This is a genomic window from Collinsella provencensis, from assembly GCF_900199705.1.
GTDB classification, from domain to species: domain Bacteria; phylum Actinomycetota; class Coriobacteriia; order Coriobacteriales; family Coriobacteriaceae; genus Collinsella; species Collinsella provencensis.
The window spans coordinates 1,714,455-1,731,011 of record NZ_LT904908.1; the positions used below are offsets into that span (position 1 = coordinate 1,714,455).

Consider the following 16,557-nt stretch of genomic DNA (forward strand, 5'->3'; position numbering starts at 1 on the left):
GACGGAACCGTGGAATAATCGAAGTAATGTGCATCGTTTGAACATGTGCTCGGTGTCCGCTGAGCTTTGGCATGGGAAGGTCTTCATGAAGAACATGGATTTCATGACACGTAGGGGATTTGTTGCGATGGCGGCGGGCGGCCTGTCGCTTGTTGTTTCCGGCTGTGCGGGCTCGCCTGCGGGTTCCGGTTCTGCCTCGGGCTCGGCGGCAGTGAGCGACTCTGATTCAGAGCCCGTTGCCGTTCGTGTGGCGTCGCTTAAGGGCCCGACCTCGATTGGCCTCGTTCCGTTCATGGATAAAGCGGGTGCTGGTGAGCTCGAAAACGACTACGACTTTACGATCACAGCTGCCGCTGACGAGATTGTGCCCCTGGTCGTCAAGGGTGATCTCGACATCGCGCTCGTGCCTGCCAACGTGGCGAGTGTTTTGTACAACAAAACCGAGGGCGAAGTCGCCGTGCTCGACATCAACACGCTCGGCGTGCTCAACGTGGTGACGGGCGACGCATCGATCACCTCATTTGAAGACCTCGCCGGTCGCACGGTCTACCTTACGGGCAAGGGAACTACGCCCGAGTACGTGATGAACTACCTGCTCAACGCCGCGGGTCTCGTCGATTCGGTGACACTCGAGTTCAAATCTGAGGCGACCGAGGTCGTCTCCGGCCTCGTTGCCGACCCCACGGCGGTGGGCGTGCTGCCCGAGCCGTTCAAGACTGCGGCTCTTGCCAAAAATGAGGCGTTGTCTTCACCGGTGAGCCTCGCCGATGTGTGGGCTCAGTATGCGGGGGAGGATGGCTCCCAGCTCGTTACGGGCGTTACGGTGGTGCGCCGTACCTTTGCGGAAGAGCATCCCGAGGTTGTGGTCGAGTTCCTGCGCGAGCATGCAGCAAGTGCTGAGGCAGTGGTGGCTGATCCCGAGGCGTGGGCGCAGGGCGTGGTGGACGCCGGCATCGTCGAGCAGGCTGCTGTCGCTGCCAAGGCGATTCCCGGGTGCAACATCGTGTGCCTGTCCGGCACTGAGATGTACGACGCGCTTTCGGGCTATCTCGAGGTACTGTACGACGCCGACTCCGCGTCGGTGGGCGGTGCGTTGCCCGACGAGGATTTCTACTTAACGGATGTAGAGGCGTAAGCGCTCGATGTCGCAGTTGCACTCGACAGAACAGAGCTTGAAGGCGACGGGCGCCTCAGTTGCATCCGTCGCTGCGTGGCTGTGCGTATGGCAATTTGCCTCGTGGTGTATGGGGCAGCCGATTATCTTACCGGGGCCAATCGAGGTGTTCCGCGCTTGTGTAGCTCTCGTACCGAGCGCTGCTTTTTGGACGACGGTATGCTCTTCAGCCCTGCGTATCATGGGGGGCTTGCTTGCGTCCTACGTCTTAGCGCTTCCCGCCGCCGTGCTGGCATATCGTTTTCCTGTCGTACGCACGCTACTTAATCCTCCCTTGCAGGTCATCAAGGCCACGCCCATCGCGTGTTTGGTGGTGTTGCTGCTGCTGTGGTTGGGTTCTGCCAACGTGAGTTTTGCTGCGGTGCTGCTCATGGCGCTGCCCAACTTGTATTTCACCTCGCTTGAGGGCCTGGCGCATCAAGATTCGCATATGGTGGAGTTGTTCGACGCTCATGCGGTTCACGGTGCACGCCGCTCGCTTGCGCTCACATGGCAACAGCTGCTTCCGTACGTATGCGCCGCCAGCGCGAATGTGGTGGGCATGGCGTGGAAGGCGGGTGTGGCGGCCGAGCTCATCGGCGTTCCGCTGGGGAGTATCGGAGAGCGTGTATATCAGTCGAAGCTTTTGCTCGAGACGGCCGATGTGCTTGCGTGGACGTTCGCTATCATCGTGCTGTCGATGCTTTGCGAGCGAATGGTGCTTTTCCTGCTGCGCGCCAGCGGGCCGGCAGCCGTGTCGTTGGCGCTGCGCTTTAGGGGGTCCGCTGAAGAGCAGAGCTCTGAGTGTTCTGCAACGGGTATCGAACTGCACGGTGTGCGCGTGCCCTTTCCTGCGCTCGTGCAAGATATCAACCTAACGGTTACTCCCGGTGAGCGTGTGTGCCTTACGAGTCCATCCGGGTCGGGCAAAACGACCACATTGCGCCTGGTTGCGGGGTTGCTGAAACCTGCTTCGGGCGAGGTCTGCGCCCCTCCTCGATGCTCGATGATGTTTCAGGAATCGTGTTTGATTGAGCATGCTTCAGCTCTGCAAAACGTTCTGCTCTTTGCTCCACGCAACGTTGAAGCGAACGAAGTTGAGGCGCTGCTTGCAGACCTCATCCCTGACATTGACGCCAATGCGCCAGTCAATGAGCTTTCCGGCGGGCAACGTCGTCGTGTCGAACTGGTGCGCACCATGCTTATTCCAGGTGACGTCGTTTTGCTCGATGAGCCCTTTACGGGGCTTGACGCTGCAGCGCATGACTGTGCAATCGCGTTTGTGCTTGAGCACCTGCAGGGGCGTACGCTCATCGTCGCCACGCACGACCCGCGTGACCTCGCTTTGCAATCGTCATTCGATAGCTCCGTGCGTTAAATGCCGCGCATCGCGCACGTCGGTTGCGCTATTCTGTGAGCGAAACATCGGAAAGCCGCAAGGAGCCATGCCATGCTGTTCGAGTATTGTGCCGAGAACCTTACCAACATTGCCGCTGCACTTGACGCGGGCGCAGGCCGTATCGAGCTTTGCGACAACCTTGCTGTCGGAGGGACGACTCCTTCGCTTGGCGTGATGGAGCAAGCCGTTGCCCTGGTGCGCGAATACGATGGCGCCGAGGTCCGTTGCATGATCCGTCCGCGCGGTGGCGACTTTGTATATACGGAGGCGGAGTTCAAGGCCATGGAGACCGACATTCGCATGGCGTCCGCCAACGGTATCGACGGCGTGGCGCTCGGGTGCCTCAAAACGCGCAAGAGCGGTGGGTTCATGCTCGATCAAAAGGCGACGGAGCGCTTGGTCAAGGTTGCCCAAAGCGCGGGCGAGATGCGCGGTCGTGAGCTCGGTATCACTTTCCACATGGCATTTGACGCCATCGATCCTGCAAACCAGCTCGCTGCCATTGACGCCTTGGTTGAGCTGGGTGTCGATCGTATTCTCACCCATGGTGGTGCTGCGGGCGCCCCGATCGAGGACAACTTCGATCACCTGCGCGAGCTCATCGACTATGCGGGCGATCGCCTTATCATTCTGCCCGGCGGCGGTATCACCCACGAAAACGCCGCGGCGGTTGCCCGGGCACTCGGTGTCGAGGAGCTTCACGGCACGAACATCGTCAAGCTTTAGAAACACCGGCCTTATTCAGTTCAAACGCATAATAACGAGACGCCGGATTTCATCGCATACAAAACCCCGCATGCGAGCGCCGCGTCTTTGCGCTGGTTTCATGTACCAGCGCATTCAGCTTCACGCTTCCGCGCGCTTCTTCTCTCGCTTGTCCACAACATATCCGACGGCGCGGCCGAAGAGCGCCGCGAGCATCTGCTGGAACAGCGTGCCGCACATGACGGGGAACACCACTTCGCCGGGGAAGTACTGCGTGGCGATGACCGTGCCCGAGGAGATGTTGCGCAGACCGCAGTCAAATGCGAGGGTGACGGAGTCTTCGCGGCTGCTACCCAACACACGTGAGAGCAAAAGACCCCACACAAAGCCCGATGTGGTGAAAAGCAGCACGAACAGCATTGCCAGCACGCGCTCGCCGTTCATGTGCAGCACATAGGGGCTTGCGCCCGTCGCGTTTGACGTGATGATGACGATCAGCAGTATCTTGCTGAGCGGAGCGGTGGCGGGGGAGAGCTTCGAGTGCCCCCATCCGTGCGTGAAGTCGTTGAGCAACATGCCGGCGAGTGCAGGCAATGCGATCATGAACACCATGTCGGTGAACATGCCCATAACATCAACCTGAATGGTTTGACCCAAAAGAACCTTCAAGGTGAGGGGAATGGAGACGGGGGAAATCACCGTCGAAATCAAGATGATGGCAAGGCCAAGTGGTCCATTGCCCGAGAACATACCGATCCACATGAAGCTGACGATGCCTACGGGCACGCTATAGGCAAGCACGATGCCCGTTACGATGTTGATGTTGCCGCCGAACAGCAGGCTTGCCAGAAGGAAGGCGAGTGTGGGCATGACCACGAGCGTCGTTGTGAGGACGGCGATGAGCGTCAACGGCTTACGAAACACCTGAACCAGTTGCTCTAGGGTGTTGTTGAGCGCCCCCTGAAACGTCATGAAGGCGAAGAGCGTGGGAACGATTGTCTTGACTGGACCGATTTGGTCGGGAAAGAGCACGCCCGTCGCAACGCAGAGCGGCACGATGAAGGGCATGTGTGACCCGATAAATCTTCCCAGTTTTTGCCACGCGTCCAAAACTCTCCAATCGCCGCGCCGTGTGTCAGGTTGTGAGGGCAAGTATATAGGGCGCGCGCGACATCGCTGGGTCCGCGCCATGTTCGTTAATCCTTCCGAAAAGGAATGCAGACCGCATTTCAACAAGGTGAAAAGCGCGCTGGGAATACGGCATGTGCAATTGCATGTCCGCATGCGCGTGTATACTTATGCATGTTCAACAAAGACGCCCGCCGCAGCGGGTCTGGGCTGCGCCCCATTTCCATGAGTTTGTGGAAGGGGTGTGGGCCAGTTGCAAAAGGATCAAACGATATGGCTTCCCTTAAGACCTCGCACCGATGGTGCATTGCGCCTAACAATTCAGAGCTCGAGGCGGAACTTGTCCGCGGTCTTTCCGTCGCGCCGCTCGTAGCACGCGTCATGGTCGCTCACGGCATTGCGGATGTAGAGGAGGGCAAGCGCTTCCTCACACCCTCGCTGGAGCGCGATTGGACAGACCCCCTTATCATTCCCGGCATGCGTGAAGTTGCCGACCGTGTTGAGCGTGCGATTCGCTCCCATGAGACCATTGCGGTCTTTGGCGATTTCGATGTCGATGGCATCACGTCGACATGCCTGCTCACCGAGGCATTTCGTGCGCTGGGCGCCTGCGTGCACCCCTTTATTCCGCACCGTTTCGACGAGGGATACGGCTTAACACAACATGCCCTCGATCGTGTTATCGAAGCATGCAATCCATCGCTTGTCATCACCGTCGACAACGGTATCGCCGCCCGAGATGAAGTTGGGTATCTCGTAGAACGCGGTATCGACATCGTGGTGACCGATCACCACGAGCCTGCTGACCTTGTTCCGCAGGGCATTCCCGTTGCCGACCCCAAGTTTGACGCTGAGAGCCCGAGCCGCGAACTTGCGGGTGCGGGCGTGGCGCTCAAGCTTGTTCAGGTGCTGGGTGCTCGCATGGGAAATCCCGGTCTTTGGCGGACGTTCACCGAGGTGGCGGCACTCGGAACGGTGAGCGACATGATGCTGCTTACGCCCGAGAACCGCGCCTTGGTGGCAGATGGTATTGCCCATATGCGGCAGACAACGCGTCCTGGATATGTGGCGCTCGCCGCGCTTTCACGCACTGACCTCTCGACGATTACGGCAGACGCGCTGTCCTTCTCTTTGATTCCGCGCCTCAACGCCGCCGGCCGCATGGCTGATCCGACGCTGGCGCTCGATTTGCTGATGGCGACCGACGCCATTGAGGCGGGACGTCTTGCCTCGGAGCTCGAGGACATCAACCGCGAGCGGCGCTCCATCGAGGCGGAACTCACCGAACAGGCGGAGGCCCTGGTTGCGAGCACGTATGACGGCGGCCGCGTTATCGTGGTCGGCGGTGAGGGCTGGCATGAGGGTGTCAAGGGCATCGTGGCAAGTCGCCTGGTCAACCGCTATCACGTTCCTACGCTGCTGTTCTCCATCGAAGACGGCATCGCACGCGGTTCGGGTCGCTCGGTGGGGCAGATCAACCTGTTCCAAGCGGTTGAGAAGTGTTCGGATTTGCTCATTCGCTTCGGCGGCCATGCGGGCGCTGTGGGTGTGACGTGCGCTGCGGAGAACCTGGATGCTTTGCGTGAGCGCCTGAATGCCGTGCTCTCCGAAGCTCCTCTCGAGGATTTTGAGGATCGTGGGGAGATCGCGGCGACGGTTAAACTCTCCGAGCTCGATATCGAAACCGTTCAGCAGATGAGCGCGCTTGAGCCCTTTGGTCAGGGCAACAAGGTCCCGTTGCTCGCCGCGTGCGGCGTGACGATGTGCGACCGCACCGTGGTGGGAAAAACGGGCGATCATATGCGCTTTTTCGCCACGGACGGCCTGACGAGCATCCCCGCCATCATGTTCCGCGTTCCGCAGGTCGAAGACCTGGTGAATTGCGACACGGTTGTCGACTTGGTATTCGAGGCAGTTGCGGAGTGCTGGCAGGGGCGCACCAAAACCAAGCTCATGGTGAAGGACATCTTGTGTCGCAGCTGCGATGACACACGCCCGACAATCGAGATCCCGTTGGAGCTGAATGATTCGAGCGGGACGAATGTCCAGGATGGTATTTCGGCATCAAGCTCTGTTTCTTCGCTTATGCCTGAATGCGTTCCTAGCGCAGAGCGCCGTGCGGCGTATGCAAAGTTGCCGTATGACCAGCTCACGCGCTCCCTCATCCATACCTTTATCGGGGCAGCGCAGCCCCATCGCGCTCAATTGCAGGCGCTTGATGCGCTGCAGGCACACAAGAACGTTCTCGCCGTCATGGGAACGGGTCGCGGCAAATCTCTGATTTTCCACGTGCATGCGGTGCGCGAGGCGCTGCTCAACAATCGTGCGAGCATCTTTGTGTATCCGCTCCGAGCGCTCGTGTCCGACCAGTCGTTCCATCTTGCTGAGGACCTCGCCGAGTTGGGAGTCCGCGTGGGCGTGCTCACCGGAGAGACGGTTCCCTCTGCGCGTGAACGCGCCTACCAGCAGTTCGCTGCGGGCAAGCTCGACATCATCCTTACGACGCCAGAATACCTGGCGCTTCATTACGACCGCCTTGCCGCGTCACAGCGCGTGGGGTTCGTCGTGTTTGACGAGGCGCATCACGTGGCGGGTGCAAAGGGCGGCAATCGAAGTGCATACCTCGACATGCCCGTTGTCTTGAAAGCGCTGGGAAATCCGTGCGTACTTGCCCTGACGGCCACGGCTTCCTATGAGGTTGCTCAGGAAATCGAACGCGTTTTGCCCATCGACGAGCGCGTGCTCGATACCGCCGTGCGCGAGAATCTCAATTTGGATGATGAGCGCGACCTGACGAGTAGGGAAAACTGCTTGGTGTCCATTGTCGCGACGGGTGAGAAGTGCGTGGTGTATGTCAACTCGCGCGAGCAGACCGTGGCGCTCTGTAGGACGTTGCGCCGTCGTGTTCCCGAGCTCGGCGGCCGTATCGCGTTTTATCACGCCGGGCTTTCCCGCGCCGATCGCGCGGCTGTTGAAGCGGCTTTCCGCGCCGACGAGCTGACGTGCATCATTTCAACCTCAGCGTTTGGTGAGGGCGTGAACCTGCCCGGCATTCGCCACGTGGTGCTCTATCACATGCCCTTTGGCAGCATCGAGTTCAATCAGATGAGCGGTCGCGCGGGGCGCGATGGCAAACCTGCCACGATTCATTTGCTGTATTCAAGCCGCGATGCGCGCATCAATGAGCGCTTGCTTAACGCGGCGGCTCCCGAGCGCAAGGCGCTCGTGACGCTGTACCGTGCGTTGCAGACCATGTGGCGCAGCCATCGTGCGGAAACCAGTGAGCGGTCTTTTTGCGCGAGTGATTTGGATATTGCCCAGATGTGCATGGCTGTTGACGCGCGCATACCCGTTGAGGACCGCATGGTTCCAAGCGGTTTGGCGATTTTCGAAGAGCTCGGGTTTGTGGGCTTGAGCGAGGTGGATGGCATTCACCATATCGAGATGGTTGAGAATCCCGGACACGTGGACCTTGATCGTTCCATTCGCTATCTCGAGGGGCTGCACGCCCAACTTGAGTTTTCCGCATTCAAGGATTGGGCTTTGAGCGCATCGCCTCGTGATATGCTGGCACGCGTGAATCGTCCAATTACCCCGCACACGAGCGAGGGAGGCAACTGAGATGGTTAAGAGAGAAACCAGGGCTGACATGCTCGACCTTGAGCGCATTCCCAAGGCGCAGGAGTGGAAGCAGGGCTCCGAGCCACTTCGTCCGAGCGACGAGATGGTGCACTATCCCAGCGCTGATGCCTTGCCTGCCGAGTACCAGGCGGACAACTTTGACAAGCTGCTCGATTTGGTGGAAAAGTACATGGGCGAGCACGATCGGGGCCTGGTCGAGCGCGCGTATTGTTTTGCCGCCGAAAAGCACTGCGCCCAGCGCCGTAGGAGCGGCGAGGCGTATATCAACCATCCGGTCGAGGTAGCTATCATCCTTGCTGAGCTCAAAATGGACTGCGATGTGGTGTGTGCGGCGTTGCTGCACGACACCGTTGAGGACACGACCACCTCGCTCGATGATGTGACGAAGCTTTTTGGCGAAACCGTCGCCGAGCTCGTGGACGGCGTGACGAAGCTCACGAACATCGATGTCGACACGATGGATGCCAAGCAGGCACTCAACCTGCGTAAGATGTTCCTTGCTATGAGCCGCGACATCCGCGTGGTGATTGTCAAACTTGCCGACCGTCTGCACAACATGCGTACGCTTGCAGCGTTGCGTGAGGATCGTCGTCTGTTCAAGGCGCGCGAGACCATGGACGTGTACGCTCCGCTTGCCGATCGTTTGGGCATGAGCTCAATTAAATGGGAGCTCGAGGACCTCTCGTTCTTCTATCTGGAACCCGAAGCGTATCAGCGCATCGCCCGCATGGTGTCCGAGAGCCGCGAGGCTCGTGAGCGCTTCTTGGCCGAAACCACAAAGGCACTTGACGACGAGCTCAAGAAGGCGGGCCTTGTGGGCTACCAGATCACGGGTCGCTCTAAGCACTACTGGTCCATCTACCAGAAGATGAAGCGCAAGGGCAAGGAGTTTTCCGAGATCTACGACCTTGTTGCGCTGCGCGTCATTATGAACACGGTGGGAGATTGCTACTCGGCGCTGGGCGCCGTGCACTCTCTGTGGCACCCGATGCCAGGTCGCTTCAAAGACTATGTCTCCATGCCCAAGTTCAACAACTACCAGAGCTTGCACACGACCGTTATCGGTCCCATGGCGCGTCCGCTCGAAATTCAAATCCGCACGTACGAGATGCACGAGCAGGCCGAATACGGCATCGCCGCCCATTGGCTCTACAAGCGCTCAGGCGGCTCGACGGCTACGAAGGACTCGAGCTCCCAGCGTTTGGATGACCAGATCAACTGGCTCAAGCGCAGCCTCGATTGGGTCGCAAACGAGGAGATCGAAGACCCCAAGGAGTTCCTGCACTCGCTCAAGGTCGACCTGTATGACCAGGAGATCTTCGTCTTTACCCCCAAAGGCGAGGTCATGAGCCTGCGCGCGGGTTCGACGCCGCTTGACTTTGCGTACGCCGTCCATACCGAGGTAGGCAACCATTGTGTAGGCGCCAAGGTCAATGGTGCGGTTGTTTCGCTTACGCACGAGCTGGTGATGGGCGATCGCGTGGAGATTCTCACGAACAAGAATTCCAAGCCCTCGCGTGACTGGCTGAACATCGTGCGTACGCCGAGTGCCAAGTCGAAGATCCGCCGCTATTTCGCCGCTGCAACGAAGGACGAGGACGCAGCGGCCGGCCGCGAAATGCTCGCCAAGGACCTGCGCAAGCGCGGTTACGGTATTTCTACCCCGCGCTCGACGCGTGCCCTCAACGCCGTTGCCGAGGACATGAATTACAAGAGCCTCGAGGATCTGTTTGCCGCTGTGGGCGCGGGCAAGGTCCAGCCGCGCGCCGTTGGCAATAAGGTCCAGGCCATTCTCGATCCGCGTCCGGCCGATGCTGCCTCTGCGAAGGCCGAAGCGATTGCCAATGTGATAAACCAGCCGCCCCGAACGGGAAACGCCCAAAGAAAGCGCAGCAAGTCGGGCGTTCGCGTCGAAGGCGCCGATGGCGACAGCATGCTCGTGCGCTTGGCGCACTGCTGTAACCCGGTGGCAGGCGACGAGATCGTGGGCTTCATCACCCGCGGCCGCGGCGTCTCGGTGCACCGTGCGGATTGCCCCAACGTCAAGGGGCTTATGGAGCATCCCGAGCGCATGATTGGTGTGAGTTGGGATAACGCCGCCGATGCCGCGGTGCAGGTGGAAGTGATCGTCGAGGGCATCGATCGTATGGGCATGCTCAAAGACGTGACCATCGCGATTGGAGATGCGGGCGGCAACATTCTTTCCGCAGCTATTTCCACAAGCCGCGAGGGTATTGCCACGTTGCGCTTCCTTATTGAGATCTCCGATTCGAGCCGTCTCGATCCGTTGCTGGGGGCCATCGGCGCGGTCGAAAACGTGTACGACGCACGTCGCCTCATGCCGGGCGAGGGGTCAAAGTCGAAGAAGAAACGTGCCCGATAGGTGTAGCGCAGTCGAAAATGACGGCGCTTGAAGGAAAGCATCAGCACAGCGTTCTTGCAAAAGGGCGCTGTGTCTTATCTGGAAAGAGGGAGTATGGAACTCGATTTGAATCCTGCCGGGTCGCTCGAAATCCACTGCGTGGTGAACGGACCGATTGAAACGAACACCTATTTTGTCGTGAGTGGCAATGAAGCTGTGATGATCGACCCCGGTTGGGAGGGGGAGAAGCTCGCAGCGGCGTTTGAGGAAGAGTGCCCGGGCGTCACGCTCAAGGCGATCATTTGCACGCACGGCCATGCCGATCATATCGGCGGCGTACCGGGCGTGCGACGCGCACTTGGCGATGACGTGCCGTTCCTCATTTCGAAAAACGATGCCGACATTATTCCGGGAGCGATTCGCCACATGCTCGTGACCTGGGGTTACGAGTACGAGATGCCGCCTGTGCCCGATCGCTTGCTCAGCGAGGGCGATACCATTTCGTTTGGCGATGTAACTCTGCAGGTTCTGGAGACGCCGGGGCACACGCCGGGCGGCATCGTGCTGTTCGCCGCAACACAGACGGGCAATATCGCCTGGGTAGGCGATACGCTGTTCCCCAAAGGCCATGGACGTACGGATTTGGAGGGGGGAGACGAGGCGGCGATTTTCCATTCGCTCGGTAAGCTCGGTTCGATGCTTCCTCCCGACACGTTGTGCCTGATCGGACACAACGATCCCACCACGATCGCGGAGGAGCTCGAAGGCAATCTCTTCATGCGCCGCGGTTTGCGGCATTTCCGTAAGTAGGGTGCCGTGCTGTAGATTACGAGGTGATGGCACCCCGATGGTAAACTTGGAAACGTTACTGTTCGAGTATGGACAACAGGAGGTCCGACTATGCTCGTAAATGCCGCTGACATGCTCAAGGATGCCGAGGCCGGTCATTACGCCCTCGGTGCGTTCAACACCAACAATCTGGAGTGGACGCTTTCCATCCTCAAGGCAGCCGAGGAGACCAAGTCCCCGCTGATCATCCAGTGCACCGGTGGTGCTGCCAAGTGGATGGGCAGCTTCAAGGTTTGCGCCGACATGGTCAAGGCTTGCATCGACGCCCTCAACATCACGGTTCCCGTCGCCCTGCATCTCGATCACGGCACGTATGAGCAGTGCCTTGCCTGCATCGAGGCCGGCTTCACCTCCATCATGTACGACGGTTCCCACGAGGAAACCTTCCAGATCAACCTCGACCGCACCAAGGAGCTCGTTGAGCTCGCCCATTCCAAGGGCCTGTCCATCGAGGCCGAGGTCGGCGGTATCGGCGGTACCGAGGACGGCGTGACCTCCAACGGTGAGCTTGCCGACCCTGCACAGTGCAAGCAGATTGCCGATTTGGGCGTCGACTTCCTCGCCTGCGGCATCGGCAACATCCATGGCGTGTACCCCGCGGATTGGGCGGGCCTGTCCTTCGAGCGCCTTGCCGAGATCAAGGCCGAGGTCGGCGATCTCCCGCTCGTGCTGCACGGCGGTACCGGCATCCCGGTGGACCAGATTCAGAAGGCCATTTCCATGGGCGTTGCGAAGATCAACGTCAACACCGATCTCCAGCTCGTCTTCGCCGCTGCCACGCGTGAGTACATCGAGGCCGGCAAGGATCAGCAGGGCAAGGGTTACGACCCCCGCAAGCTCCTCAAGCCCGGTCGCGACGCCATTGTCGAGCGCACCAAGGAGCTCATGGAGGAGTTCGGCAGCGTGAACAAGGCCTAAGGGCACTTTGGTATTAATTCCCAGCTAATAGGAGGGATGCGGTCTTAATCGACGGCGTCCCTCTTTTTCGTCTGGTAGTGAGTTAGCGCGGAACGTGTCTTAGCGTCTTAACCGCCGCGGAAACAGTTTCAACGCGCAATTTCAATCCCTGCGCAAGCAGGTCCAATCTGCCGCCTCGTGTTGCGCTTTCGCTTTGGGACAGTATGGCCATCGCCTCGTCGACAAAATCTGACAGGCGGCTTGAATCGAACCAATCCAATCTGTCTGCCATAGCTAGCTGGCGATCGGGATTAATATCGAAAGGCCGTGCTGAGAACGTCCAGTCTCCTTGTTTCAAGTCAACAGTTGACTTTTGATACCACAAACTGTTGCCCGAATCAAAAATCGGCGCAGGGCGCATCTGGAGCGTATCGACGGAGCGAACGAAGCCAAAGTTGCGCCAATGCCTGTCTGTATTTGCGATTATCGCGTCGCACACGATCATTTGGGATAGCGCTAGACGCGCTTCTTCCTCATCGCCGGTCCATCGGCCTGCGTATCGCGCAAACCTGTCATACGTCGACGCGCCCCGCGTGTTGCCGATGCCGTTTTTTACATAGACCGCTGGGATATATTCCTCATGTGCCCCCAAAAAACAGGGGCACATGCAGGCGGCCCTATCGCTTACGCGCGTAATCTCATAGGCTACGAAAGCGCCGGCATCCAACAGGCGGCGATACAGTGCCGTTGCAACGGCCTCGTTATACGGTCTTTGATCATCGAAACCGCATCCTTTTATCAAGACGCGCATCCCGTCCTTAATACCCCATCGCTTGGGCAACTCTCCTTCAGATGTGTTATCGGGAGAGTCAAGGCCGATTGCTCCAAGCCATTCATCCCATCGATTGGAATCGGCTCCTTCAAAGTCGTTATCAAAGTAGTTGATCGCATCCCATGAAAGGGCGCTCTGGTCTTCTGGGCGCAACCAATAGCAGTCGGAAAGGGACAGTCCGAGATTACGTACGGGCAAGCCCGATGCATCCGTAAGGCCGAACTCGTCAAGCTTGCGCATCAGGCCAGGTCTGGTATTGGGGACCGATCGATGCCGCCACCAGTCGTTGAACTCCCGTGTCTTGATCGTGTCATTTGAGGTTATGGTTCCAAATGGCATCCGCGCAGGATCGACTATCTCCAGAACGGACAAGGGGTTATTTCTCCGGTCATCGTAGTCAATGCGTGCAATTTCATGCTGAGCAGACATGAGCGTGAATTGTTTTTTTCTCAAGAGGGAAGATGCGCCAGAGCTACCGCGGCGATACGCTTCGATTGACGAAACATCAATCATGCGTCGTCCCTCAACCAGCGTTCCCTTCAGCAGTCCGGCACTGAGGAGCTGCGAAATGCGCGCCTTGGTGACCTTAAGCTCACGAGCCGCCTCTGCCATCGATACGAAAGAAATGTCATCATGCATCGTCTACCTCGTTAAATGTAATTAGAAAATATACGCAATCAAACTATATCACTATTTAACGAGGTTAATATATTTATAGCAATATAGCATTGCAGCAATGTGGTCGCCTTACTACCTGTCCTCCGTTTACCCTACTGTTTCTGCCGTTCGCATCTGAGAGCGCCAAACGCCTTCAGATGTGGGTGCAGCTGTCTGCGAATTGTTCGATATGGAATGTTCTGAGAATGGAGAAGGGTTCCTCGGACTGCTCCGAGCGGAGGTATTCGTCATGACGCAAAGTGCGTTGCGTTCTCAAAAGTACAACATCCTTGTCGATATCATGTGGTATCATAGCCCGGCGTATTTGTTGCCCGAGTGGCGGAATGGCAGACGCAGGGGACTCAAAATCCTCCGCTGGCGACAGCGTGTGAGTTCGAATCTCACCTCGGGCACCATTCCTGTTTGGTGGAGCTTGGCCTTGTGCGATCGGCGGTTTCGTGCCGAACTCACGCGAGTGCCCGAGCGTCAAGCGAACAGGCCTGCGGCCTGTTCGTAGCGAGGTCGCGAGAGCGCAAGCTCGAGCGGTGCGGGCGCCGCAAGGCGCACGCTTCGAATCTCACCTCGGGCACCATATATCTGCATATTCTCGTGATGAATGCATGAAGCCCCCGTGTTTTGTGATAAACTTCACGAGTCGCTGGGTTTTCCAGCCATGGAAGCGGGACCCGAGGGTCCCCACCTTTCGGCGCCATTGCGGTAGCTGTCTGGTCGTACAACTGAGTTGCCTGTGTTCGCCCCTGTGGCCGCACGACTGCAAAGAAGCTGTTCGCCCGGATACCGCCATGGTTCCGGGTTTTTTGTTCGAGATGCAAAAGGAGGTAAGGACATAGCTAAGTCTGATGACACCCGCATCAACGATGAGATCACCGCTTCGCGCGTTCGTCTCATTGGTGTGGACGGCTCGCAGCTGGGACTGTTCGCCACGCGTGACGCGCAACGCATCGCCGATGACCAGAACCTCGACTTGGTGGAAATCGCGCCCAATGCCGATCCGCCGGTGTGTAAGGTTATGGACTATGGCAAGTTCAAGTACCAGCAGGCCATGAAGGCCAAACAGGCTCGTAAGAACCAGTCCAAGATCGAGGTCAAGGAAATGAAATTCCGTCCGAAGATCGATGTGGGCGATTACGAGACCAAGAAGGGCCACGTTCTGCGTTTCCTCAAGAAGGGCGCACGCGTCAAGATCACCATCATGTTCCGCGGCCGTGAAATGGCCCATCCGGAGCAGGGTCTTAACGTTCTCGAGCGCCTCGCAGAGGATCTCAAGCCGTACGCTACGGTCGAATCCCAGCCCAAACTGGAAGGCCGTAACATGCTCATGCTTCTCGCCCCCATCAAGGGAGCCTTCGACAACGAGGGCGCTGGCGAGCCGAGCGATAAGTAGTAGTTTCCTAGGTAATAGAAGGAGTTTGCAATGCCTAAGATGAAGACCCACAGCGGCAGCAAGAAGCGTTTCCGCCGCAGCGGCACGGGCAAGATCATGCGTGCCAAGGCTTACAAGAGCCACATCCTGTCCAAGAAGACCACCAAGCGTAAGCGCGGCTTCCGTCAGGAGACCGAGCTCGCCGCCGCCGACGCCAAGGTCATCAACGCCCGCCTCGCCGGTCGTTAATCCCCGTTTTTCCCACTATCTGTTTTAGGAGTTGATTAACTATGGCACGTGTGAAGCGCGCTGTGAACGCCAAGAAGAAGCGCCGTGTTGTCCTGAGCCGCGCAAAGGGTTACTACGGTCAGGCATCCCGTTCTTATAAGTACGCCAAAGAGCAGGTCCAGCACTCCCTCCAGTACCAGTACCGCGATCGCCGCAACAAGAAGCGCGAGATCCGCAGCCTCTGGATCACCCGTATTAACGCTGCTGCCCGCATGAACGACATTTCCTACTCCCAGTTCATGCACGGCCTGAAGCTCGCCGGCATCGAGCTCGACCGCAAGGTCCTCGCTCAGATGGCCTACGAGGACATCGAGTCGTTCAACGAGCTCGCAGCCATCGCCAAGAAGGCGCTCGAGGCCTAAGTCTCATATCAATACCCGTTGGGTTTGCAAGCGAGGTGTCTTCGGACGCCTCGCTTTTTGTATACCGATATCTGTGGATTGGTGACCGCGTATCACTTATGCATCCGCATGGCATTTATGCACCCGCGCGGCACTGATGCATCCACACGGCATTTATCTTCCATTGCGGTTGCTTATGATTTTCTGCGTTTTGGAGATTTCAAAGCGCATCAATTCATAGGTAATAGAGCAGTAGACGTAGAGTAATAGACGTGAATGCTGCATAAAGATGTATGTTCGTCGCTGTTGCCTATGGTTTCTGGCAGTCGCCTATGCTCTCTGGCTGTTGCCTATGGTTTTCTCCCTTTTGACGGCCTCAAAGTGCATTAATTCATAGGCAACGCAACTTTGATGTAGGGATTGACCGTTCAGATAAGGCCGGCTTCGAATTCAATGTCGCTCGAAACGCATGGGCAATAGCGTTTGACTTCGCAATTCAGCGACTAAAAATTATTTTTCTGGCGTTGAAGGACATGTATATGGACGAATCCGAATCGGGGAGATCTTTGGCCTTTCAATTCGGACAGTCCGTATATCTGGTTAAAAGAGCAGCTAGACGGGTATATCAGAAACGGGTGACGGCAAGTCGGGAAGATCTCCGAACCAATCAATTGTGTAAGAGTCGTGGAGAGCGAGAAAGTCGCCCGGGGGGCGGGGTTTCTCTGGCATTATATCTCCTTGCCGCGCGGCCCCACGGGGACCGCGGCGGGTACCTTGAGAACCGGATACCGCGAAGAGACGGAAGAGAGAGGCAGGCCCATCCGATGGGATGGAGCCAGCAGTCGAATGTATCGAAGAGTCGAGCGTAAGGTCTGATAATCATACGTCAGGCCCCGTTCAATTCACCTTTACTCCAGACT

General features: G+C 58.0%; 12 protein-coding genes and 1 tRNA gene. 11 read left to right on the plus strand and 2 right to left on the minus strand.

From position 1 onward, the window contains the following. The first annotated feature begins 85 nt into the window (after positions 1–85). The 3 genes from C1711_RS07605 to C1711_RS07615 all read left to right on the plus strand — a co-directional run bounded on the left by C1711_RS07605 (position 86) and on the right by C1711_RS07615 (position 3,278). Positions 86–1,135: an ABC transporter substrate-binding protein gene (locus tag C1711_RS07605; protein ID WP_102338646.1), complete on the plus strand. Its 1,050-nt coding sequence runs from the start codon at positions 86–88 to the stop codon at positions 1,133–1,135. Between the two features lie 229 nt (positions 1,136–1,364). Next, a complete protein-coding gene (locus tag C1711_RS07610) occupies positions 1,365–2,531 on the plus strand; it encodes an ATP-binding cassette domain-containing protein (protein ID WP_159060086.1) in 1,167 nt (388 codons plus the stop codon). 72 nt (positions 2,532–2,603) lie between these two features. Further along, on the plus strand, positions 2,604–3,278 hold the full coding sequence (locus C1711_RS07615) for a copper homeostasis protein CutC (protein WP_102338476.1): 675 nt from the start codon (positions 2,604–2,606) through the stop codon (positions 3,276–3,278). Positions 3,279–3,398: 120 nt separating this feature from the next. Here C1711_RS07615 and C1711_RS07620 read toward each other — a convergent pair whose 3' ends face one another. Then, complete coding sequence (locus tag C1711_RS07620; RefSeq protein ID WP_234346351.1) at positions 3,399–4,325, minus strand: bile acid:sodium symporter family protein; 927 nt, start codon at positions 4,323–4,325, stop codon at positions 3,399–3,401. A gap of 333 nt (positions 4,326–4,658) precedes the next feature. Here C1711_RS07620 and recJ point away from each other — a divergent pair, with 333 nt between their 5' ends. The 4 genes from recJ to fba all read left to right on the plus strand — a co-directional run bounded on the left by recJ (position 4,659) and on the right by fba (position 12,156). Next, positions 4,659–8,006, plus strand: a complete 3,348-nt coding sequence (gene recJ, locus C1711_RS07625) for a single-stranded-DNA-specific exonuclease RecJ (RefSeq protein ID WP_102338478.1) — start codon at positions 4,659–4,661, stop codon at positions 8,004–8,006. 103 nt (positions 8,007–8,109) lie between these two features. Then, the gene (locus tag C1711_RS07630) at positions 8,110–10,410 is read left to right on the plus strand and encodes a RelA/SpoT family protein (RefSeq protein ID WP_199824894.1); all 2,301 of its coding nucleotides are present in this window, start codon (positions 8,110–8,112) and stop codon (positions 10,408–10,410) included. 93 nt (positions 10,411–10,503) lie between these two features. Beyond that, the gene (locus C1711_RS07635) at positions 10,504–11,199 is read left to right on the plus strand and encodes an MBL fold metallo-hydrolase (RefSeq protein ID WP_102338479.1); all 696 of its coding nucleotides are present in this window, start codon (positions 10,504–10,506) and stop codon (positions 11,197–11,199) included. A gap of 90 nt (positions 11,200–11,289) precedes the next feature. Next, complete coding sequence (gene fba / locus C1711_RS07640) at positions 11,290–12,156, plus strand: class II fructose-1,6-bisphosphate aldolase (protein ID WP_102338480.1); 867 nt, start codon at positions 11,290–11,292, stop codon at positions 12,154–12,156. An 82-nt stretch (positions 12,157–12,238) separates the two neighbouring features. On the opposite strand, the gene C1711_RS07645 is transcribed toward fba, so the two are convergent. Next, positions 12,239–13,606: a HipA domain-containing protein gene (locus C1711_RS07645; protein WP_102338481.1), complete on the minus strand. Its 1,368-nt coding sequence runs from the start codon at positions 13,604–13,606 to the stop codon at positions 12,239–12,241. A gap of 348 nt (positions 13,607–13,954) precedes the next feature. On the opposite strand from C1711_RS07645, the gene C1711_RS07650 reads away from it, so the two are divergent. The 4 genes from C1711_RS07650 to rplT all read left to right on the plus strand — a co-directional run bounded on the left by C1711_RS07650 (position 13,955) and on the right by rplT (position 15,658). Further along, positions 13,955–14,040: transfer RNA gene (locus tag C1711_RS07650), tRNA-Leu, on the plus strand. A gap of 431 nt (positions 14,041–14,471) precedes the next feature. Continuing rightward, positions 14,472–15,029, plus strand: coding sequence for a translation initiation factor IF-3 (gene infC, locus C1711_RS07655; RefSeq protein WP_102338648.1), 558 nt, complete (start codon positions 14,472–14,474; stop codon positions 15,027–15,029). A gap of 30 nt (positions 15,030–15,059) precedes the next feature. Next, entirely contained in the window at positions 15,060–15,257 is a 198-nt protein-coding gene (gene rpmI, locus C1711_RS07660) for a 50S ribosomal protein L35 (RefSeq protein WP_102338482.1), read from the plus strand. A gap of 41 nt (positions 15,258–15,298) precedes the next feature. Further along, positions 15,299–15,658, plus strand: coding sequence for a 50S ribosomal protein L20 (gene rplT / locus C1711_RS07665; protein ID WP_102338483.1), 360 nt, complete (start codon positions 15,299–15,301; stop codon positions 15,656–15,658). Positions 15,659–16,557 lie beyond the last annotated feature (899 nt).